The sequence below is a fragment of the Arthrobacter sp. P1_C12_2 genome, assembly GCF_056406415.1.
Genome location: NZ_JBFUAF010000002.1, coordinates 104069 through 123165 on the forward strand (window position 1 = coordinate 104069; position 19097 = coordinate 123165).

The window sequence follows — 19097 nt, forward strand, 5'->3', positions numbered from 1 at the left end:
GTATCAGGTACGCTGGGTATCGGTAACCGCTTTGATTGAAGGAGACAGCCCATGTCCGTCAACGGACAGTCAGTGCCCCGCCCCCAACCAGCAGCCGCATCAGCCGCAACGTCCGCCGCGGGAGCCGCCCCCTCGGCGCGGCTTCGCAGGGCCGTGGTCGTGGGCGGCAACCGCATCCCGTTTGCCCGGACCGGCGGCGCTTACACCAAGTCCTCCAACCAGGACATGCTCACGGCCGCCCTGGAAGGACTGATCGCCCGCTTCGGACTTCAGGAGGAGCGGATCGGGGAAGTCGCTGCAGGGGCGGTCCTCAAACACTCCCGGGACTTCAACCTCACCCGGGAAGCCGTACTCGGCTCGGCCCTCTCTGCCGAGACCCCGGCTTATGACCTCCAGCAGGCCTGCGCCACCGGCCTGGAAACGGTGCTCGGGCTGGCGAACAAGATCAAGCTGGGCCAGATCGATTCCGCGATCGCCGGCGGCGTTGACTCCGCCTCCGATGCCCCCATCGCCGTCAGCGAGGGACTCCGCGAGGTGCTCCTTGACCTCAACCGTGCCAAGACGGTGTCCCGGAAGCTGCAGGTCCTCAGCCGGCTCCGTCCCAAGGATCTGGCCCCCGATGCCCCGAACACGGGGGAGCCGCGTACCGGACTGTCGATGGGCGAGCACCAGGCGCTGACCACGGCGCAGTGGAAGATCACCCGCGAGGCCCAGGATAAGCTGGCCTTCAACAGCCACCGCAATCTTGCCGCGGCCTACGACGCCGGCTTCTTCGACGATCTCCTGACCCCGTACCGGGGACTGAGCCGCGACTCCAACCTGCGCGCCGATACGAGCCTGGAGAAACTGGCCACCCTGAAGCCCGTTTTCGGCAGGAACCTGGGCGCCGAGGCGACCATGACGGCCGGTAATTCCACGCCCCTGACCGATGGCGCCTCCACCGTGCTGCTCGCGTCCGAGGAATGGGCCGACGCCCACGACCTCCCCAAGCTCGCCACGGTCGTCGACGGCGAGGCCGCCGCCGTCGACTTTGTCCACGGCAAAGACGGGCTGCTCATGGCGCCCGCATTCGCGGTGCCCCGGCTGCTCGCACGCCACAACCTCACCCTCGCCGACTTCGACTTCTTCGAGATCCACGAGGCCTTCGCCGGCACGGTGCTGAGCACCCTAGCCGCGTGGGAGGACGAGGAATTCGGCCGCACCCGCCTTGGCCTGGACGGCGCCTTCGGCAGCATCGACCGGGCCAAGCTGAACGTCAACGGCTCTTCTCTTGCCGCCGGACACCCGTTTGCAGCCACGGGCGGCCGGATCGTGGCGTCACTGGCCAAAATGCTGCACGAGAAGGGCCAGGTCAACGGGCGTCCGGCCCGCGGTCTGGTGTCCATTTGCGCCGCCGGCGGCCAGGGCGTCGTCGCAATCCTCGAAGCACTCTAGGGAGAATCGGATGAGCGACAAATACACCCGGTTGGTCAGCCACGGCCTCGGCAAGGACATCGCCAAGCGGCTCAGCCTCCCGCAGCCGGTGGTCCTCCGGCGGCACCAGCCCGGCCGCCCCCTCATCGACGGACCGGTCCTGGTCCAGGGGTCCTCCGGCGGCGCCGATGACCTCGCAGCCGCCCTTCTGGACTGGAACCTCGACGTCCGCCGCCACGCGATACCCAAGGAGAAGCTCGGCGCCATCATCCTGGTGCTGGACGAGCTGGCCCATCCCGGCGACCTCGAGAAACCGGTACTCACCGCCGCCACCTCGCTGCGTGACCTCGCCCCGAATGCCCGCGTCATCACCGTGTCCCGCACGGCGGGGTCGGCCGCGGAGCCGGCAACGGCGGCGGCCAGGCAGGGCGTTGACGGTCTCCTGCGGTCCTTGGCGAAGGAACTCCGCGCCGGCGCCACCGGCAACGGCATCCTGCTCGCGGACGGCGCCCGGGCCACGAGCCCCGCAACGCTGGGGGCGTTGAGGTTCTTCCTTTCGGGCCGCTCGGCGTTCGTGGACGGGCAGTTCCTGACCGTCAGCTCCGGCGCCGGTCGGCTGCCCGACGACGTCGAGAAGCCGCTGGCCGGCAAGGTGGCCGTCGTGACCGGTGCCGCCCGCGGAATCGGTGCCGCGATTGCCCGCACCCTGTACCGCGACGGCGCCACGCTCATTCTCGTCGACATTCCGGCGGCCGGGGACCATCTGGCGGCGGTAGCCAACGAGGTCCACGGGACGGCCCTGCAGCTGGACATCAGCCGCAACGACGCCGGCCAACGGATCATCGACCACGCCGCGGCACGGCACGGGCGGCTGGACATCATGATCCACAACGCCGGGATCACCCGCGACAAGCTCCTGGCCAACATGGACGCCGGCCGCYGGAACTCCGTGGTCGCCGTCAACATCGCCGCTCAACTGCGGATCAATGAAGCCCTCCTGGCCTCGGAGCACTTCCGCGACTCGCCCCGGATCGTGTCCGTGGCCTCCACCAGCGGGATCGCCGGAAACCGCGGCCAAACCAACTATGCCGCTTCCAAGGCCGGCGTGATCGGCATGGTCCGCGCCACGGCGGTGCTGATCGGCGAGCGCGGCGGGTCCATCAACGCCGTCGCCCCGGGCTTTATCGAAACGGAGATGACCGCCAGGATCCCCTTCGCCACCCGCGAAGTGGCGCGCCGGCTCAACTCCCTGCAACAGGGCGGCCAACCGGGCGACGTCGCCGAGGCCATCGCGTTCCTGGCCAGCGACGCTGCGGGCGGGATATCCGGCGAGGTGCTGCGCGTCTGCGGGCAGAACCTGGTGGGCGCGTGAGCGGATCCCAGACTGTCATCCTGGGCGAAATGCCGGCCCTGTCCAAGCTCTACGTCAACGCGGCGGCCGCGGCGGCACGACGCCGGGTCCTGGGCACCCACGGCGGCACCAAACTGCCGGCCTACACTCACGAGGTCCGTGGCGTGCGGGCCGACGTCGCCAACCTGACGGCCTACCAGCACCTGATCGGCGAGAGCGCGAGCGATGTCCTCCCCGCCGGCTTCATCCACGCCCTGGCGTTTCCGCTGGCCATGAGCGTGATGAACCGGGACGACTTTCCGCTGCCCCTGCTGGGCATGATCCACCTGACGAACCACGTGGTGCAGTCCGCGCCGGTCCTGTTCACCCAGGCATTGGATATCCGGGCCCGGGTGGAGAACCTGCGCGGGCACCGGGCCGGCACGCAGCTCGATGTCGTCGCGGAGGTCCGTGCCGCCGAGCAGGACGCCGCCGGGCAAGAAGGAGTCCGCTGGCGCGGGGTCTCGACCTACCTGGCCAAAGGGGTCTTCCTTCCGGGGATCGACACGGCCTCGGCGGCCGTGCCGCCGCCGCCGTTCACTGTGCCGGATCCCACGGCCCTGTGGCAGCTGGGCGTCGATACCGGGCGCGCCTACGCGGCCGTGTCCGGAGACTTCAACCCCATCCACCTCAGCGTCCTGACTGCCAAGGCTCTCGGCCAGCGGCGGTCCCTTGCCCACGGCATGTACCTTGCGTCCCGGGCGCTGGCCGACGTCGGCGCCGTCAGGGGGGATTCGTATCGCTGGGAGGTGGCCTTCGAGGCGCCTGTGTTCCTGCCGGCCCGAGTGGCGCTGGACATCAGCACCGTGCAGGCCGACGGCGGCCCGTGGCAGCGCTCCGACTATGTGGCGTGGAACCCGCTGTCCGGGCGCAGGCACTTCAGCGGTTCTGTCGCGGCGCTGCCGTAGCCGGACCCGGACGAATCAGAGGGGCCGGCCGGCGAACGGCGCGTGTTTTCCTAGTCTGCGGGTGCGGTGGCCGGTTTCGCCTCCGGCCGGCCGGGCTTGGCCACCCGGAGCATGCGGTGCAGGCTCACGAGGATGGATTCCACCGCGCTGGGGGCGTCCGCGCTGTGCTGTTCGGAGCCGATCCTGACGGTCAGATCGTTGATCGCTGCCTCGGCGGCGCGCGTCAACTCGGCTTGGCGTTCCGGCTGCTCCTCCTCCAAGGCCCGCAGCACGTCGCCGACGGAAGCCATGGCGTCCCCCAGGGGCACTGCGTATTCGTCGGGCACCACGAAGGGGGTGTCCTCGGCCCAGATGACGTCCGAGAGCACCTGGGTCACGTCCTGGACGTGGAAAGTCAGGCGCTCGAGGTCCCGCAGGTTCCGGTAGTCGAGCTCCATGTCGCGCGGATGCAGGCGGCGGCGGGGATTGGCCCGCCGGCTCGCATCGGCCTTCTCGACGGCGAAGCGTACGGAGCGGGCGTGCGCTGCGAGTGCCTCCGAACGGCGGGACCAGTCCTGATGTTCCGGCGGCCAGCTTTCCTTGAGGGCCTTGCCCATGTCCCAGAGCTGCTGGGCAAGTGCCTGTCGCAGTTCCGCGATACTCAGGGCCGCGGCCCGGAAGTGCAGCGGCGGGAAGACCAGCAGGTTCACGATGATGCCCACCGTGACGCCTACGCCCATCTGGAAGAGGTAGCCGAAGGAGAACGTGTCCGGATTATGGCCGCCGACCAGCAGGACCAGGAGAGCTGCCGTCGGGATCCAGTCCCGGCCCGACCCGATCTTGGGCAGGCCGGCAAGAATAACGCCCAGGCCCATGACCACGGCGACAGTCCAGGGAGACGGCGAGCCGAGGCTGAACAGCATGAACGCAAGACCCACCCCGATCGCCAGGCCGACGAGCGTCTGTACGCCCTGGCGCATGGAACCGGCGACGTTCTCATACATGGCCACCAGGGCGCCAAGCGGGGCGTAGTACGGATATTCTGCCGCGGAGCCTGGCATGAAGGGGGCGATCGCGAAGGCGATACCTGCCGCCAGCCCTGCCTTCAGGGCCAGCTGGAGGCGCGGCCACAGCACCGCCGCAGCGACTGCGCTACCCGTGGCGCGAGCCCATCGGCGCGGCAGGGAGGGTGGGCTGTCTGCTGTCTTTTCTGGAGTGACCATCCCGGCTCACCCTAGGGCCGGGAGGCTCCTGCGACAACTGGACGAACCCCGTGGAGGTGACGACCCACCCGAAACGAAGCCCGTCAGGACGCGGTGTGGGCGGCCCGCCGCACCGCCGCGGACAGCCGCTGGCCCCGCCCCGCGGTCCTGCCTTCCTCGCTGCGGCGGGGCACATACCCAAACCCGAGACCGTAGCCGGGATCGGCGAAGCCGAGGGCTGCGTTGGCGCCCTCATGCCCGAACGCCAGATGGCTGCCGAAGTTCCGCCCCGGCTGGGGTTTCATGAACACGACGGCAAAGGCGTTGTCCTGTCCCGAGCAACGGTCCAGTCCCCAGACCTGCTCCGCGGCCATGAGATCGATGGTGGCCGGGCTCAGGAACGCGGCACTGCCGTCCACCCCGGTCGTAGCGGCGGCGTAGAGCCTGGCCATCCCTTCGGCTGACCCCACGCCACCGGCGCCGCTCATGCCCGAAGCCCTCACGGCGCGATGGTTGGGAAGTTCCATGATGGTACTGACCGGCGCGTTGCTGCCCAGCCCGTCGAGGCTGAGCGGATCCAGCCACGGCTGGGCCGGGTCAATGTCGTAGAGCACCTCGCGGTATCGCGCTTCGTGGTCCTCGGGCAGGCCCAGGAAGAAATCAATGCCCCACGGGTGGCGGATGCGTTCGTCGTAGAGTTCCTGGAGCGGCTTCCCCGAGGCGCGGCGGCAGAGCTCCTCCATCAGGATCCCCATTGTCAGTGCGTGGTAGCCGAAGGTTGAGCCCGGCCGCCACAGCGGAGCCGAGGCCGCGAGACGCCGTGCGGCGGCAGGGGTCGTGAATTCCGCCAAGGCAATACCGCCGACGACGCCGGGCAGCCCCGCCTGATGGGAAAGGGCCTGCCGCACGGTGAGCCGGTCCTTGCCGTGGACGCCGAACTCGGGCCAGTAGGACGCGACGGTCCGGTCGAGGTCGAGTCTGCCGTCCTGGACGAGCAGGGCGATGACGAACGCGGCGACCCCCTTGGAACAGGAGTAGGTGCCCGTGATGTCGCCAGGTGCGAATCCCGGGCCGCCGCAAAGATCCAGCACCTTGGTGCCGTGGCGGTAGACGGCCAGTTGCGCGCTGTAGTCCGGGTCATCGGACAGGAAGGAGTCGAAGAGCTCACGCACACCCGTGAAATCGGGGGTGGCAAAGCCAGACGAGACGGACTGCCCCGTGTGTTCCACCGACACTGTGTGTTCCATCGACCTCGGGTGTTCCGTCGACCCCATCTTCATGTCCAACACCCTAGCGCCGCGCCGGCCGCCGCCGGCATCAGGCCGCGCCGTGTCCCGGGGCGACCTCTTCGCCGGCCCGAACCGGTCCGGGAGGCGTGCCGTCGCCGAACGGACGGCCGCCGAGGGCTTCGCGGCCGTGCTCGGAGAGCCAGTTGTCCAGTTCCGGTCCGCGCGGGACCACTCCGGTGGGATTGATGTCCTCATGAACGATGTAATAGTGCTGCTTGATTTGCACAAAGTCGGTGGTGTCACCGAATCCGGGCGTCTGGAACAGGTCGCGCGCGTAGGCCCACAGGACCGGCATCTCGCTGAGCTTTTGCCGGTTGCACTTGAAGTGGCCGTGGTACACGGCGTCGAAGCGGGCCAGCGTGGTGAACAGGCGGACGTCTGCCTCCGTGATGGTCTCGCCCACCAGGTAGCGTTGGCCGGCCAGGCGTTCCTCGAGCCAGTCCAGGGCGGTCCACAGCCGATCATATGCGGCGTTGTAGGCCTCCTGGGAACCGGCAAACCCGCAGCGGTAGACGCCGTTGTTCACCTCGGTGAAGACGCGCTTGTTGACGGCGTCGATTTCTTCCCTCAGGTGCACCGGGTACAGCTTCGGCGCGCCGGGGCGGTGGTATTGCGCCCACTCCGTGGAAAAGTCGAGTGTGATCTGGGGGAAGTTGTTGGTGACTACCTGCCCGCTCGGGACGTCCACGATCGCCGGGACGGTAATCCCGCGAGGGTAGCCGGGGAAGCGGCGGAAGTAGGCGTCCTGGATGCGTTCAATGCCGAGGACGGGATCCTTGCCGTCCGGGTCGAGGTCGAACGTCCAGGACCGTGCGTCGTGGGTGGGGCCGGGCTGGCCGAGGGAGATGACCTCTTCCAGACCGAGCAGCCGGCGCACGATCACGGTGCGGTTGGCCCACGGGCACGCACGCGCTGCGATGAGGCGGTAGCGGCCAGGTTCCACCGGCCAGCCGGGCTCGCCGTTGCTGCCCGTGCCGCCGTCGCGGGTGATCCGGTCCTCGATGTAGTTGGTGTCCCGGGTGAATTCCTCGCCGCCGGTCACGTAGGCGCCCTTGGTGCTGAATCCCGGATCGTCGGTGTGGGTAGTCTGGCTCATGGTCCCAGCCTAAGGCCGGGAATTGAACAGCCCGAACGTGGCGGTGAACACCGGTGCCATCGGCTGCCAGGCAAACCACCAGGCGCCGGCAACCACCACGGCGAAGAGGGCAATCCACACCGCGGCGGGGACGGAGGTGGCCCGGGCCAACAGATAGGCGTCCGACGTCGGAAGCCTGTCACGGTGCCGCAGATGGACGTTGGCCAGTTTGCCGAGATCCCTGACGGCGGCGACCAGGAGCGCCAGGCCCAGCACGATCATCACGTGTCCGTTGAACACCGGAGGCACAGACAGCACCAGGAGCGCCGCGGCCAGCACGGCGGCGGCGGTGATGAGGAGGCCGACGCCGTTGCGGAGGAACACGAAGGACGCCAGCAGGATGAGGGTGCCCACCGACATCGCGGCGGGACCCCAGCCGTTAAAACCGCACCAGACCATCACCGCCCCGACGACGGCGGGCACGGGGTAACCCCAAAAGGTCGACCAGGCGGCGGAGAGACGGCTCTTGCTGTACGTCGTGGTGGTGCCCGAGTGGTCCAGGCCCAGCCGGATGCCGCCGAGCCGCTGGCCGGTGGTGAGGGCGGCAAACGCGTGGCCGAGTTCGTGGGTCACGGTGGCGAGCAAGCCAAAGTAACGCCAGGAAAGGCGGGGCAGGGACACGGCCACTGCCAGCAGGATCACCGCAACGAGCTCGGTACCGCTCACGTGCGGGCTGGAGGCATGGGTGAATCCGGCAACGATCCGCTCCCACCATGTCAGGGCGAGGTTCGGTTCCCCCAGCAGGCCGAGCCCGGTCATGCCTTCCCCGAGGCATGCTCGATGCAGTACGCGGTCCAGGGCCTGGCCTCCAGCCGGCCCTCGGGGATAGGGGCCCCGCACACTTCGCAGATCCCGTAGGTGCCCGAGTCCATCCGGGCAAGAGCGGCATCGATCTGTATCAGGGAAGCCCTGCTTTGTTCCAGGAGCGCGGATGCCTGGGACAGTTCGAAGGCGATCGTTGTGCCCTCGGGGTCGTGTTCGTCGTCGACATTGGAGTCGAGACGGGCGGCAGTGACCGAGGTGATGTCCCGGCGGAGAGCGGGCAGGAGGGCAAGCTTCCGGTCACGTTCCTCGCGCAGGAGGATCCGGAACCGTTCGACGTCAACCATAGGGTTCAAGGCTAGCGCGGTCGCTGTGGGGGCGCCTAAACGGGCGGAAAGTCCCGTCCGCACCGGGAACCGTGGAAGGACTCGAGGACCTGGTAGGTGAATCCCACATCCACGGAAAGGGCGCGGGGGTTGGGGGCAGCGTCTAGAGTGGGCGCATGGTGGACCAGACGCACTCCGAGAACCCCGCAAATCCCGAGGATCCTGCAAACACCGACACCGCCGCGACCCCTGGAAGTCCCGGGCGGCCCGGGGACACTGACACGGCCGACGCACTCCTGCGCGAACTCGCCGCAGGCCATGGCGTCGACACAAGCTACTGGGGCTGGGACGGAGTGCAGCGTTCCGTGGCCGCCGGAACCCTGCGGGACGTGCTGGCGGCCCTGGGGGTCCCCGCCGACGGGCCCCAGGAGCAGCAACGCTCCCTGGACGAGTCCCGGCTGGCGCCCTGGCGGCGCATCCTGCCCCCGGTGCTTGTGGTGAGGGAGGGACGGGAGACCCACGTCGATGTCCACGTCCCGCACGGGAGCGAGGTCCGTGTTTGGATCGACGCTGAGGACGGCAGCAGGCACGAGGCCGCCCAGCGGGAGAACTGGGACCCGCCGGTCGACGTCGACGGCGTCCTGACGGGACGTGCCACGTTCGCCATCCCCGCCGACCTCGACCTCGGCTGGCACACCCTGAGAGCCGACGCCGCAGGCACCGCAGCGCAGTGTCCGCTGGTTGTTACGCCCGGCCAGCTCCGGGCCTCTGCCCAGCTCGCGGACCGCCGCACCTGGGGGCTGACGGCCCAGCTGTATTCTGTGCGGTCCTCCCGGTCTTGGGGGATTGGCGACTTTGCAGATCTCAGCGACCTCGCCGAGGTTGCCGGTGAGCAGGGGGCCTGCTTTGTGCTGGTCAATCCGCTGCATGCCGCCGAACCAGTGCCGCCGGTCGAGGACTCCCCGTACTTGCCCGCCACACGGCGTTTTTTCAACCCGCTCTACCTGAGGGTGGAGGAAATCCCTGAATACGGTTACCTGGACGCTGCCGGCCGGGCAGAGGCAGCACGCCTGGCCGAAGGACCGCAGGCGGCCAACCGTTCCCGGGACCTTCTGGACCGCAACGCCAGCTACGCGGCGAAGCTCTCAGCCCTGGAACTCGTCTTTGCGGTCCGCCGCGGCCCCGCCCGCACCCGGCAGTTCGCCGACTTCTGCGCCGAGCAGGGGCAGGGGCTCGAGGACTTTGCGCTGTGGTGTGCGCTCGCCGAGGAGTTGCCGCCGTCGGCGCCGGAATGGACCGGAGCGGCGGCATCCCCGGCGTCGCCGTACTGTGCCGAGCAGCGGCAGAGGCTGGCGGCCAGGATCGAATTCCATTGCTGGCTCCAGTGGCTCTGCGACCAGCAGCTCGAGGCGGCACAGCGTTCGGCGCGTCAGGCGGGCATGGGGATCGGCGTCGTCCATGACCTCGCCGTCGGCGTAAAACCCGGCGGTGCAGACGCCTGGACCCTGTCCGGCGTTCTTGCCCGGGGCGTGAGCGTGGGTGCACCTCCGGACATGTTCAACCAGCTGGGCCAGAACTGGTCGCAGCCGCCGTGGCATCCGGGCCGGCTCGCCGAATCCGGCTACGCCGCCTACCGGGACATGCTCCGCACCGTGCTGCGGCACGCCGGCGGCATCCGCGTTGACCATATCCTCGGCTTGTTCCGGTTGTGGTGGATCCCCGAGGGCGCGGGCCCCGAGAGCGGCACGTATGTGCACTACGACCACGAGGCGCTCATCGGCATCCTTGCTCTCGAGGCGCAGCGGGCCGGGGCGATCGTGATCGGCGAAGACCTGGGCGTGTTCGAGCCGTGGGTCCGCGGCTACCTGGCCGAGCGGGGGATATTTGGCACGTCGATCCTCTGGTTCGAACACGACGCCGACGGCCCGATCCCGCCGGAACACTACCGCCAGCAGTGCCTGACCAGCGTCAACACCCACGATCTGCCCCCGACGGCGGGCTACCTTGCCGGTGAACACGTCACTTTGCGCGAATCGCTCGGGCTCTTGCGGCGCCCCGTGGCTGAAGAACACGCCGAGGCCGTGGCCGAGCAGGAGGCAGTGCTTGCCAGGGTCCGGGCACGCGGCCTGCTGGCAGACGACGGCGGCGCAGACGTCCGGACCACGGTGGAGGCGCTGTACGCCTACACGGCGCTGGCCCCGTCAGCGCTGCTGGGAGTGGCGCTTGTCGACGCCGTGGGGGAGACCCGGACCCAGAACCAGCCGGGCACCAGCACCGAGTACCCGAACTGGCGCATCCCGCTGGCCGCACCCGAGGGCGTGGTGCTGATCGATGACCTTCCGGACAACGAGCGGTTCCTGTCCCTGCTGGGCACCGTCCGCAGTGCGCTCCGTCCCGAAGCTTGACCTGACGCGGGACCGGCTGAGCACAGCCCTGAACACTGAGCCCCTGAACTGAACTCCTGAACTTAACTGGGCTGAGCTGGGCCTGAACACCGGGCAGGGCGCCGGCAGTCAAGTGACCTGAGCCTGGCCTGAGACCGGGATTGCCGACGGCGTTGGCCGCACCGATACCGGCCGCTAGCATGGTCCGATGACGCGGATCGGTCGACGCTCGCTGGCCGGCGGATGGGCGCTGGCGATGCTGCTGGTGGGGTGCACGCCGGTGCAGCCCGTCCAGCCCGGCCCGCCTGCGCCGTCCGAGTCCCCATCTGCGCCGTCCCCGCCGGCCGAATCGCCGCCCACGCCGTCCGGCCAGGGCGCGCCCCCGGCGGTGACCCCACCACCCTCGCCGTACTTCGCGCAGCCGGCGCCGCACCCGGCGCCCGGCGCGCAGGGCGGCGGCGCGCAGGGCGCCGGCGGAATCGCGCACATTGTGGTCATCGTCCAGGAAAACAAGGCGGCCTCGCAGATCATGGGCGCCAGCGAAGCGGGCTACTTCAACCAGCTTGCGGCGGAATTCTCAGTGGCCGCCAACTACCGGGCAATCACCCACCCGAGCCTGCCCAACTACCTCGCCCTGACGAGCGGAACCAGCGCGGGGATCACGAGCGACTGCAAACCGAAGTCCTGCACCGCCGATGTGCGCTCCATCGCCGATGAGGTCACCCAATCCGGACGGACCTGGAAAATGTATGCCGAGGGAATGCCGGCGCCCTGCGCCGCGCGTGACTCCCGGCGGTATGCAGTGAAGCACAATCCGTTCATGTACTACCCCGCCGTGACAGGGGACAAGGCCTCCTGCTCGGACCATGTTGTGCCGTATGGCCGGCTGGAGCAGGACTTGCAGTCGCCGTCGACCCTGCCGGACTACTCCTTCATCAGCCCGGACATGTGCAACGACACCCACGACTGTCCCATCAGCACCGGAGACGACTGGCTCGCCCACGAAGTGCCAAGGATCCTTGGGTCACCGGCCTTCACGACGCAGAACTCCCTGCTGGTGCTCACATGGGATGAGGGCAGCAAAGAGGACAACAGGGTGGCCACGGTTTTTGCCGGCCCGGCGGCGCGGAAGGGCTTCACCTCAAATGCCGCCTACTCGCACTACTCCCTGCTGCACACCATCGAGGACGTGTGGGGGCTGGCCCCCCTGACCGACGATGTCCGCAATGCGCCCCTCATGAGCGAATTGCTCAACTCCTAGCGGACAGCCTTTTCCCGGCCAATACACAGGATCCACTGCCCATAATGGTCCCGAAGCTCCGGTCAACCGCTATTTGACCGGAGCTTCGCCACATGCCCCGGGCCAGCGCCGCCGCTGCGCCGGCTTCCTGCGATCAAGGGCTTTGGGCACGGGCCGGGCCGGCCTGCTGGTTCCTAGAATGGACTATGGCCGGTTCCGAAGTCATCGAAATGGAACACAAGTACAGCCCTTCGGAATCCGACGCCCTCCCGCCCCTGGCATCCATCCCAGGGGTAGACCGCGCGGGGCTACCCGCCAACGAACAGCTGGACGCCGTCTACTTTGATACCGAGGCGCTGGCATTGGCCGCGCAACGGATCACCCTGCGCCGCCGGTCCGGCGGTCCGGATGCAGGATGGCACCTCAAACTCCCCGTCGCCGCGGGGGAGCGCCGGGAGATACGGGAGCCGCTTGGAGGCGATCAGGATGCCGTGCCGGAAAATCTGCGACAGCTGGTGCTCGTCCACACCCGGTGCCACACGCTGGTGCCGGTGGCACGCATCAAAACCAGCCGAACGTCGACGCCGCTGTACGCCGCCGACGGCGCGGTCCTTGCCCACTTCAGCGATGACGACGTCGAGGCGCAAGCCCTGCTGACCCCTGCGGAACCGTCTCGGTGGCGGGAATGGGAACTTGAACTCGCCGACGGCCCCAGACGTCTGCTCCAGGACGCTGATGCAGTGTTCGCAGCAGAAGGAGTCACGGTCGCCGCCCTGCCCTCCAAACTGGCCAGGGCGCTCGGATCGTCCTATCCGGAGAATCCCGCCACGGCTCCAAAGCCGAGCCGGAGCGGGCCGGCTTCGGACGTCGTGCTGTCCTACATATCCCAACAGGTACGCGCCCTGAAGGTGAATGATCCTCGCGTCCGCGTCGATGCGCCCGATGCCGTGCATCAACTTCGGGTGGCCGCGCGCCGCTTACGGTCGGCCCTGGCGACTTTCCAGAAGCTCACAGATACGACGCCGGCCAGGTTCCTGCGGGCCGAGCTCCAGTGGCTCGCCGGCACTGTGGGCCAGGCCCGGGACACCGAGGTCATCCGCGCCCGGCTGAAGGACCTGGTCAGTGCCGAACCTCCGGAACTGTTGATCGGTCCAGTTGCGCAACAGATCGAGGAGCACCTCGGCACCGTCCAGCAACAGGGCCGTGCCGCAGGCTTGGCGGCGCTGGACAGCAGCCGCTACTTCCGCCTCCTCGATTCCCTCGATGCCTTCCTTGCAGAACCTCCGCTCAGCGGCTCAGCCGGGAATGAAGCGGTGGGGACGGTTGGCCGGCTCGTCTCGGCGGAACGAAAACGCCTCAAGGCAGCCGTCCGGTCCCTGGGTGGCGGCGCAGGCGGGACGCCGCAGGATGCCGCACTGCACGAAGTTCGAAAGAGCGCCAAGCGGCTGCGCTATGCCGCCGAGGCGGCTACCCCCATCTTCGGCACTCAAGCAACGGCCCTTGCCCGCGCCGCGGAGAACATCCAGGAAATACTCGGAGACTTCCAGGACAGCGTCGTCATCCGGGAAACCCTGCTGGTGCTGGCGGCCCAGGCCGCGGACGGCACGGGCATTGGTTTCACCTACGGGCGCCTGCATGCGCTGGAACAGCAGCGCGGCAATGAAGCCCGCTTGCGGTTCTACGATGTGTGGCAATTGTCCAGGCCAAAACCCCTGCGCTGGACCTAGTCACCGCGTCCGAACGCCGGGAGAACCCCTATGACCGAACCCCGCAGCGGAATGCCGGCCATCTGGTCGGACGGACTGGGCCGCGCCAGCATCCGCTCCGTCCAGGTCCTCGCCGTGTCCGCCCTCGCGTGCGCGATCATCTGGGCCGCCAGCCGCATCCCGCTCGTCATCATCCCGGTCCTGATCGCCGTCATCCTGGCCGCAGCGATCTCTCCGCTGGTCCGCTGGCTCACGGGGCACGCCTGGCCGCGCGCCCTCGCGGTGGTTGCCTCGTTCGTGGCCATTCTCGCCGTCTTCGGCAGCATCATCGCCGGCATCGTCATTCTGGTGTCCAACCAGTGGGGGGAGCTCACGGCCCGCGCCGCTACCGGGGTCGAGCAATTGCACTCCTTCCTGAACCATGGACCTGTCCCCGTCAGCGACCAACAGATCACCGCCGCCTTGGACTCTGTGCGGGAGTTCTTCACCTCGAGCACCTTCGGTGCAGAAGCCCTCATCGGCGCCCGCACCGCGGTGGAAATCTTCACCGGCGCGGTGCTGATGGCCGTCACCCTGTTCTTTTTCCTCAAAGACGGGCCCCAGATCCGCGCCTTTCTCATTGGCATGCTGCCCGCTGACCAACACGCCAAGGCACGCCTGGCGGCAGATCGCAGTACCGTCGTCTTGGGCGGGTACGTCCGAGGCACCGCCATGGTGGCCGCGGTTGACGGTCTCGTGGTCGGGATCACCCTCGCCATCATGGGAGTGCCGCTGGCCCTGCCGCTGGGTGTGTTCATCTTCATCGGCGGATTCATCCCGATCGTCGGTGCCACCGTCGCAGGCACCCTCGCTATTGCCGTCACACTGGTCTCCAACGGGCCAATCCAGGCGCTCATTGTTGTGGCCGTGGTCATCGGAGTGAACCAGCTGGAACACCACTTCCTCCAGCCGGTCCTGATGGGCAAAGTCCTCAGCATCCACGGCCTGGCGATCCTGCTCGTCCTGGCGGCCGGCACCATACTCGCCGGCATTGTCGGTGCGCTGCTGGCCGTGCCGATCACCGCCGTCACCTGGACCGTCGTCAGGACCTGGTCCGGCAAGGACCCGCTGCCCGGCAAGGACCCGCTGCCAGGGTCCGACCCGCTGCCAGGGTCCGACCCGCTGCCAGGGCCTGAGGCGCGATAGCCTCGCCGTTCTGGAGCTGCCTGCCGTTGACGGCCGGCAATAGGGGCCGGCACTACAATTGACCGGTTCCTACGACTTGTTCCTGCCCGGCAGACGCCCGGCCACCGACAGAGAGATCCGATGCAGACCACTTCTGACCACGCCGTCCCGGCCCAAGTTGACCTGAAGCAGGCCGGCAGCCCGGACCGCAAGCCCTTGGTCCGCTGGCTACTCGCCAACCAGGTCGCACCCGCCGGCCCCGAAGCCGAGGAAGATCACAAGCCCAACGCCTGGTGGAAGGTCATGTGCTTGACCGGCGTCGACTATTTCTCCACCCTGTCGTACCTTCCCGGCATCGCGGCCCTGGCCGCCGGCGCCCTGTCCCCGCTGGCCACCCTGCTCATTGTGGCTCTGACGCTGCTGGGCATGCTGCCCATGTACCGCCGGGTCGCGCAGGAGAGCCCGCACGGGCAGGGCTCGGTTGCCATGCTGGAGAAGCTGCTCCCGTTCTGGCGCGGCAAGTTTTTCGTGCTGCTGCTGCTCGGGTTCGTCGCGACCTCGTGGATCATCACCATCACCCTTTCCGGCGCCGATGCGACGGTGCACCTGCTGGAGAATCCGGTCGTCCCTGAAGGCTTGAAAGGCAGCGCCGTGATCATCACGGTGATCCTGCTGCTGATCCTGGGCGGGGTGTTCCTGCTCGGCTTCAACGAGGCCGTCGGAGTCGCCATCCCGCTCGTGGCCGTCTACCTGCTCCTGAACGCCGCCGTCGTCGCCGCTGGATTCGCGCACGTCCTCTCCGATCCGTCCCTGATCGCCGGCTGGACCGACCGGCTGCTGGCCAGCGCCGGCGGCGGACCCACGGACCTGATCGGCCCGGCAGTCATCGCCTTCCCGCTGCTGGTCCTGGGCCTGTCCGGGTTCGAGACCGGCGTGTCCATGATGCCGCTGATCAAGGCCACCGGAGACACCCCCAAGGAGGTCATGGCCTCCCGGGTCAAGAACACCCGCAAGCTGCTCACCACCGCGGCCGCCATCATGAGCGTCTACCTGATGTCCACCAGCTTCCTCACCACAGTCATGATCCCGGCCGAGGAGTTCCAGACGGGCGGACAGGCCAACGGCCGCGCCCTGGCGTTCCTCGCCCACGAGCTGTTCGGCGCCGGGTTCGGCACCGTCTACGACATTTCCAGCGCCCTGATCCTCTGGTTCGCCGGGGCCTCCGCCATGGCCGGGCTCATCAACATCGTGCCCCGGTACCTGCCGGCCTACGGCATGGCACCGGAATGGGGCCGGGCCGTCCGGCCGGTCGTGATCGTCTACACCGTGCTGAGCGTCGGCATCACCGTCGCCTTCAACGCCGACGTCAACGCCCAGGCAGGCGCCTATGCCACCGGCATCTTGGCCATGATGGTCTCCGGAGCCGTCGCCGTGACGGTCTCCGCGGTCCGCCGGCACAGCCGCGCCGGCACGATCGGCTTCGGTGCGCTGACCTTGGTCCTGCTGTACGCGCTGGGCGCCAACGTCATCGAAAAGCCGGACGGCATCGCGATCTCCGCGTTCTTCATCGCCGGTATCATCATCGTCTCGCTCATCTCCCGGGTGCAGCGCACCACCGAACTACGGCTGGAAACCATCGAGTTCGACGAGGCAGCCCGGCAGTTCATCACCGATTCGATCGCCTTCGACGGGCAGTTGAACGTCATCGCCAACAAACGCCAGGCCGGTGACAAGGCCGAGTACGCGGACAAGGAGTACGAACAGCGCGGGCTGAACCCGGTCCCAGGCCCGGCGGATGTCATCTTCCTGGAGGTGGAAATCTCCGACCCGTCGGCGTTCAGCCACACGCTCCGGGTCGAAGGCGTCGAAGTGGACGGATACCGGGTCCTGCGGGTGAAGTCCCCGGCAGTGCCGAACGCGATCGCAGCGGTCCTGCTGGCCATGCGCGACTCGACCGGCACGAAGCCCCAGTGCTATTTCGAGTGGTCCGAGGGCAACCCGGTCGGCCACCTCATGCGGTACCTGTTCCTGGGGGAGGGCGACACCGCGCCGCTGGTGCGCGAAATCCTCCGCGAGACCGAGCCCGACCCTGCACTCCGGCCTGCCATCCACGTCGGCTAGGCACGTGGGCTAGGCACGGCGCAGGAACCACCACAACGAACAGCCCCACCGGGATTCCGGCGGGGCTGTTCGGCTGGATAAGCCGGGCGTTCCAGGATCCGGGGGCACAAAAGAACCGGGCCGGCATGATGCCGACCCGGTCTTCTAGCCACTTAGGATTCGACGTCGGCCGCGGCCATCGCCTTGTCCGTGAGGATGGGCATCATCCCGAGGAGCGCGAGGGTCAGCACTCCCATGATGCCGAACATGACCTGCAGGCCCAGCCATTGGGCCAGCAGACCGCCCGCTGCTGCACCGAGCGGCATGGTGCCCCAAGCCAGCAGGCGGTAGGCGCTGTTGACTCTGCCCAGCAAGCGGTTGGGAGTAATGCGCTGGCGCAGGGATACGGTGATGACGTTCCAAAGCACGATCAGCATGCCGCCCACAAAGAAGATGGGGCCAAGAACATAGGGGTTGTCCGTCATGGCGGGCGCACCTACGAACAGCGCGGCCCCGAAGATCGTGAGCATCAGGGACTTCGACCGGCCCAGCCTGACCTCGGCCCATTCGGAGAAGAACGAGCCAACGAAGGCGCCGAGTGCGGAGGTGGTCAAAAGTAGGCCGAACTCCACTTCGGACAGTTCCATCTCTGAAGCCGGGCCCACGGCGAACAGTACCAAGACCGCAAATGCCGCGTTGGATGCAAAGTTGAACACCCCGGTCATCACCGCGAGCGTGCGAAGGATCTTCTGACTCCAGAGGAACCGCAGACCCTCCGCAATGTCGAATCGCAGTGTCGTCTTCTGCTCCCGCTTTATGCGAAAAGCCCCCGGGACCAGCAGCAGGCCACCGACGGCCGCAAGCCACAGTGCCGCCGGCACGGCAAGGCACGAAACGACGCCGATGGCCACCAGCAGCCCACCCAGCGGGGGACCCACGAACTGGTTGGTGGTGAGCTCCACGGCGTAGAGCCGGCCGTTGGCGCGCGAAAGCTGATCCCTGTGCACCACCTGGGGCATGATCGACTGCGCGGAGGTGTCGTAGAGCGTTTCAGCCACACCCACCATCAATGCGACAACGTACAGGGTCCAAATGGAGCCGAAATCCAGCAGGATGACGATGACCAGCAAGGCCGGCAGCACCGCGCGGCTGAGGTTAGCCCACAACATGAGGCTGCGACGGTCCAGCCGGTCGGCCAGCGCTCCGGCAGTTAGGGCGAAGAGAAGCCAGGGAAGCGTCGCTGCGACGGTCAGCCCGGCAACCAGCGTGGGCGACTGAGTGAACTGAATCGCCAGCAGCGGCAGCGCGATCTTGAAGACGCCGTCCGCGAGGTTGGAGAGCCCGGATGAGGTCCACAGCTTCCAGTAGGACGCACCCAGCGGCGCACGATGCCGTTCTTTCACCTGCGCCGCGTGATCAGTCATAGGTGAACCATTCCCTATTGATTGAGAAAATTCAAGGTGGTTGAATCCAGTACATCAGTTTGTACGATGGATACATGACGGACGCAGAACAGGCGAGAGCGGACGAAAAAAGACCCGCAGCAAGCGCCCGGGAAATTAAGGCGCTGGCCCATCCGCTGCGCTTAAGGATCCTGCGCCTGTGCGGGCTCCACGAACTGACCAACAAGGAACTCGCCGACCGGCTGGGCCAGGATCCGGGGACGATGCTCTACCACGTGCGGCAGTTGCTCTCAACCGGATTCCTTGAACCCGCCGAGGTCCGCACGGGAGTCAGTGGTGCGCTGGAGAAGCCGTATCGTTCCACGGGGCGGTCCTGGAACTTGGACACCGCACTCGGTGATGCCGGTCCGGAGGGTCCACTGGCACCGCTCGAGGCGTTTCGGGAAGAGCTGACGGAAGCAGGGCCGGACGCACTCGCCAGCCTCTCACGCTTCGTACTGCACCTCTCACCGGAAGACGCCGAGGACCTCAGCACGCGCGTCTACGCTGTGCTGAGCGAATACACCGACAGTGATCGGCAGCGATCGGACCAGCCCGCGTACGGCGGCATCTTTGTCCTTCACCGGACGTCAGACTAGGCCGTCCGCCCCTTCAAGCACGAGTCAAGCACGAGCCTTCACTGCTGGCTGCGCCAAA

General features: G+C 67.8%; 15 protein-coding genes. 9 read left to right on the forward strand and 6 right to left on the reverse strand.

What is annotated here, in order from left to right; genetic code table 11:
- Nucleotides 1-51 precede the first annotated feature (51 nt).
- From AC1DZQ_RS03105 to AC1DZQ_RS03115, 3 genes are read left to right on the forward strand one after another with little or no spacing between them, the layout of a single operon-like run.
- Complete coding sequence (locus AC1DZQ_RS03105; protein ID WP_476962112.1) at nucleotides 52-1434, forward strand: acetyl-CoA C-acetyltransferase; 1383 nt, start codon at nucleotides 52-54, stop codon at nucleotides 1432-1434.
- 10 nt (nucleotides 1435-1444) lie between these two features.
- Nucleotides 1445-2785, forward strand: coding sequence for a 3-oxoacyl-ACP reductase (locus tag AC1DZQ_RS03110; RefSeq protein WP_476962113.1), 1341 nt, complete (start codon nucleotides 1445-1447; stop codon nucleotides 2783-2785).
- A gap of 29 nt (nucleotides 2786-2814) precedes the next feature.
- Nucleotides 2815-3711: a MaoC family dehydratase gene (locus AC1DZQ_RS03115; protein WP_476962407.1), complete on the forward strand. Its 897-nt coding sequence runs from the start codon at nucleotides 2815-2817 to the stop codon at nucleotides 3709-3711.
- A 50-nt stretch (nucleotides 3712-3761) separates the two neighbouring features.
- Here the strand turns inward: AC1DZQ_RS03115 and AC1DZQ_RS03120 are convergent, their stop codons facing one another.
- From AC1DZQ_RS03120 to AC1DZQ_RS03140, 5 genes are all read right to left on the reverse strand, one after another.
- Entirely contained in the window at nucleotides 3762-4913 is a 1152-nt protein-coding gene (locus AC1DZQ_RS03120; RefSeq protein ID WP_476962114.1) for an FUSC family protein, read from the reverse strand.
- A gap of 83 nt (nucleotides 4914-4996) precedes the next feature.
- On the reverse strand, nucleotides 4997-6139 hold the full coding sequence (locus AC1DZQ_RS03125; protein WP_476962408.1) for a serine hydrolase domain-containing protein: 1143 nt from the start codon (nucleotides 6137-6139) through the stop codon (nucleotides 4997-4999).
- A 70-nt stretch (nucleotides 6140-6209) separates the two neighbouring features.
- Entirely contained in the window at nucleotides 6210-7277 is a 1068-nt protein-coding gene (locus AC1DZQ_RS03130; protein ID WP_476962115.1) for a glutathione S-transferase family protein, read from the reverse strand.
- A gap of 9 nt (nucleotides 7278-7286) precedes the next feature.
- Entirely contained in the window at nucleotides 7287-8075 is a 789-nt protein-coding gene (locus AC1DZQ_RS03135; protein ID WP_476962116.1) for a M50 family metallopeptidase, read from the reverse strand.
- On the reverse strand, nucleotides 8072-8425 hold the full coding sequence (locus AC1DZQ_RS03140) for a TraR/DksA family transcriptional regulator (protein WP_476962117.1): 354 nt from the start codon (nucleotides 8423-8425) through the stop codon (nucleotides 8072-8074). The genes AC1DZQ_RS03135 and AC1DZQ_RS03140 overlap by 4 nt, the downstream gene beginning before the upstream one ends.
- Before the next feature lie 155 nt (nucleotides 8426-8580).
- On the opposite strand from AC1DZQ_RS03140, the gene malQ reads away from it, so the two are divergent.
- The 5 genes from malQ (at nucleotide 8581) to AC1DZQ_RS03165 (ending at nucleotide 17019) form a co-directional block, all read left to right on the forward strand.
- Complete coding sequence (malQ, locus tag AC1DZQ_RS03145; RefSeq protein WP_476962118.1) at nucleotides 8581-10809, forward strand: 4-alpha-glucanotransferase; 2229 nt, start codon at nucleotides 8581-8583, stop codon at nucleotides 10807-10809.
- A 187-nt stretch (nucleotides 10810-10996) separates the two neighbouring features.
- Nucleotides 10997-12049 carry an alkaline phosphatase family protein gene (locus AC1DZQ_RS03150; protein ID WP_476962119.1) on the forward strand — a complete coding sequence of 351 codons (1053 nt, stop codon included), beginning with the start codon at nucleotides 10997-10999 and terminating at the stop codon, nucleotides 12047-12049.
- 185 nt (nucleotides 12050-12234) lie between these two features.
- The gene (locus AC1DZQ_RS03155) at nucleotides 12235-13755 is read left to right on the forward strand and encodes a CYTH and CHAD domain-containing protein (RefSeq protein WP_476962120.1); all 1521 of its coding nucleotides are present in this window, start codon (nucleotides 12235-12237) and stop codon (nucleotides 13753-13755) included.
- A 30-nt stretch (nucleotides 13756-13785) separates the two neighbouring features.
- Nucleotides 13786-14919 carry an AI-2E family transporter gene (locus tag AC1DZQ_RS03160; protein WP_476962121.1) on the forward strand — a complete coding sequence of 378 codons (1134 nt, stop codon included), beginning with the start codon at nucleotides 13786-13788 and terminating at the stop codon, nucleotides 14917-14919.
- A gap of 120 nt (nucleotides 14920-15039) precedes the next feature.
- The gene (locus AC1DZQ_RS03165; protein WP_476962122.1) at nucleotides 15040-17019 is read left to right on the forward strand and encodes an APC family permease; all 1980 of its coding nucleotides are present in this window, start codon (nucleotides 15040-15042) and stop codon (nucleotides 17017-17019) included.
- A gap of 152 nt (nucleotides 17020-17171) precedes the next feature.
- Here the strand turns inward: AC1DZQ_RS03165 and AC1DZQ_RS03170 are convergent, their stop codons facing one another.
- Nucleotides 17172-18422: an MFS transporter gene (locus AC1DZQ_RS03170; RefSeq protein ID WP_476962123.1), complete on the reverse strand. Its 1251-nt coding sequence runs from the start codon at nucleotides 18420-18422 to the stop codon at nucleotides 17172-17174.
- A gap of 74 nt (nucleotides 18423-18496) precedes the next feature.
- On the opposite strand from AC1DZQ_RS03170, the gene AC1DZQ_RS03175 reads away from it, so the two are divergent.
- Nucleotides 18497-19039 (forward strand): ArsR/SmtB family transcription factor, encoded by a 543-nt coding sequence (locus tag AC1DZQ_RS03175; RefSeq protein ID WP_476962124.1) that lies wholly within the window; start codon nucleotides 18497-18499, stop codon nucleotides 19037-19039.
- The last annotated feature ends 58 nt before the right edge of the window (nucleotides 19040-19097 follow it).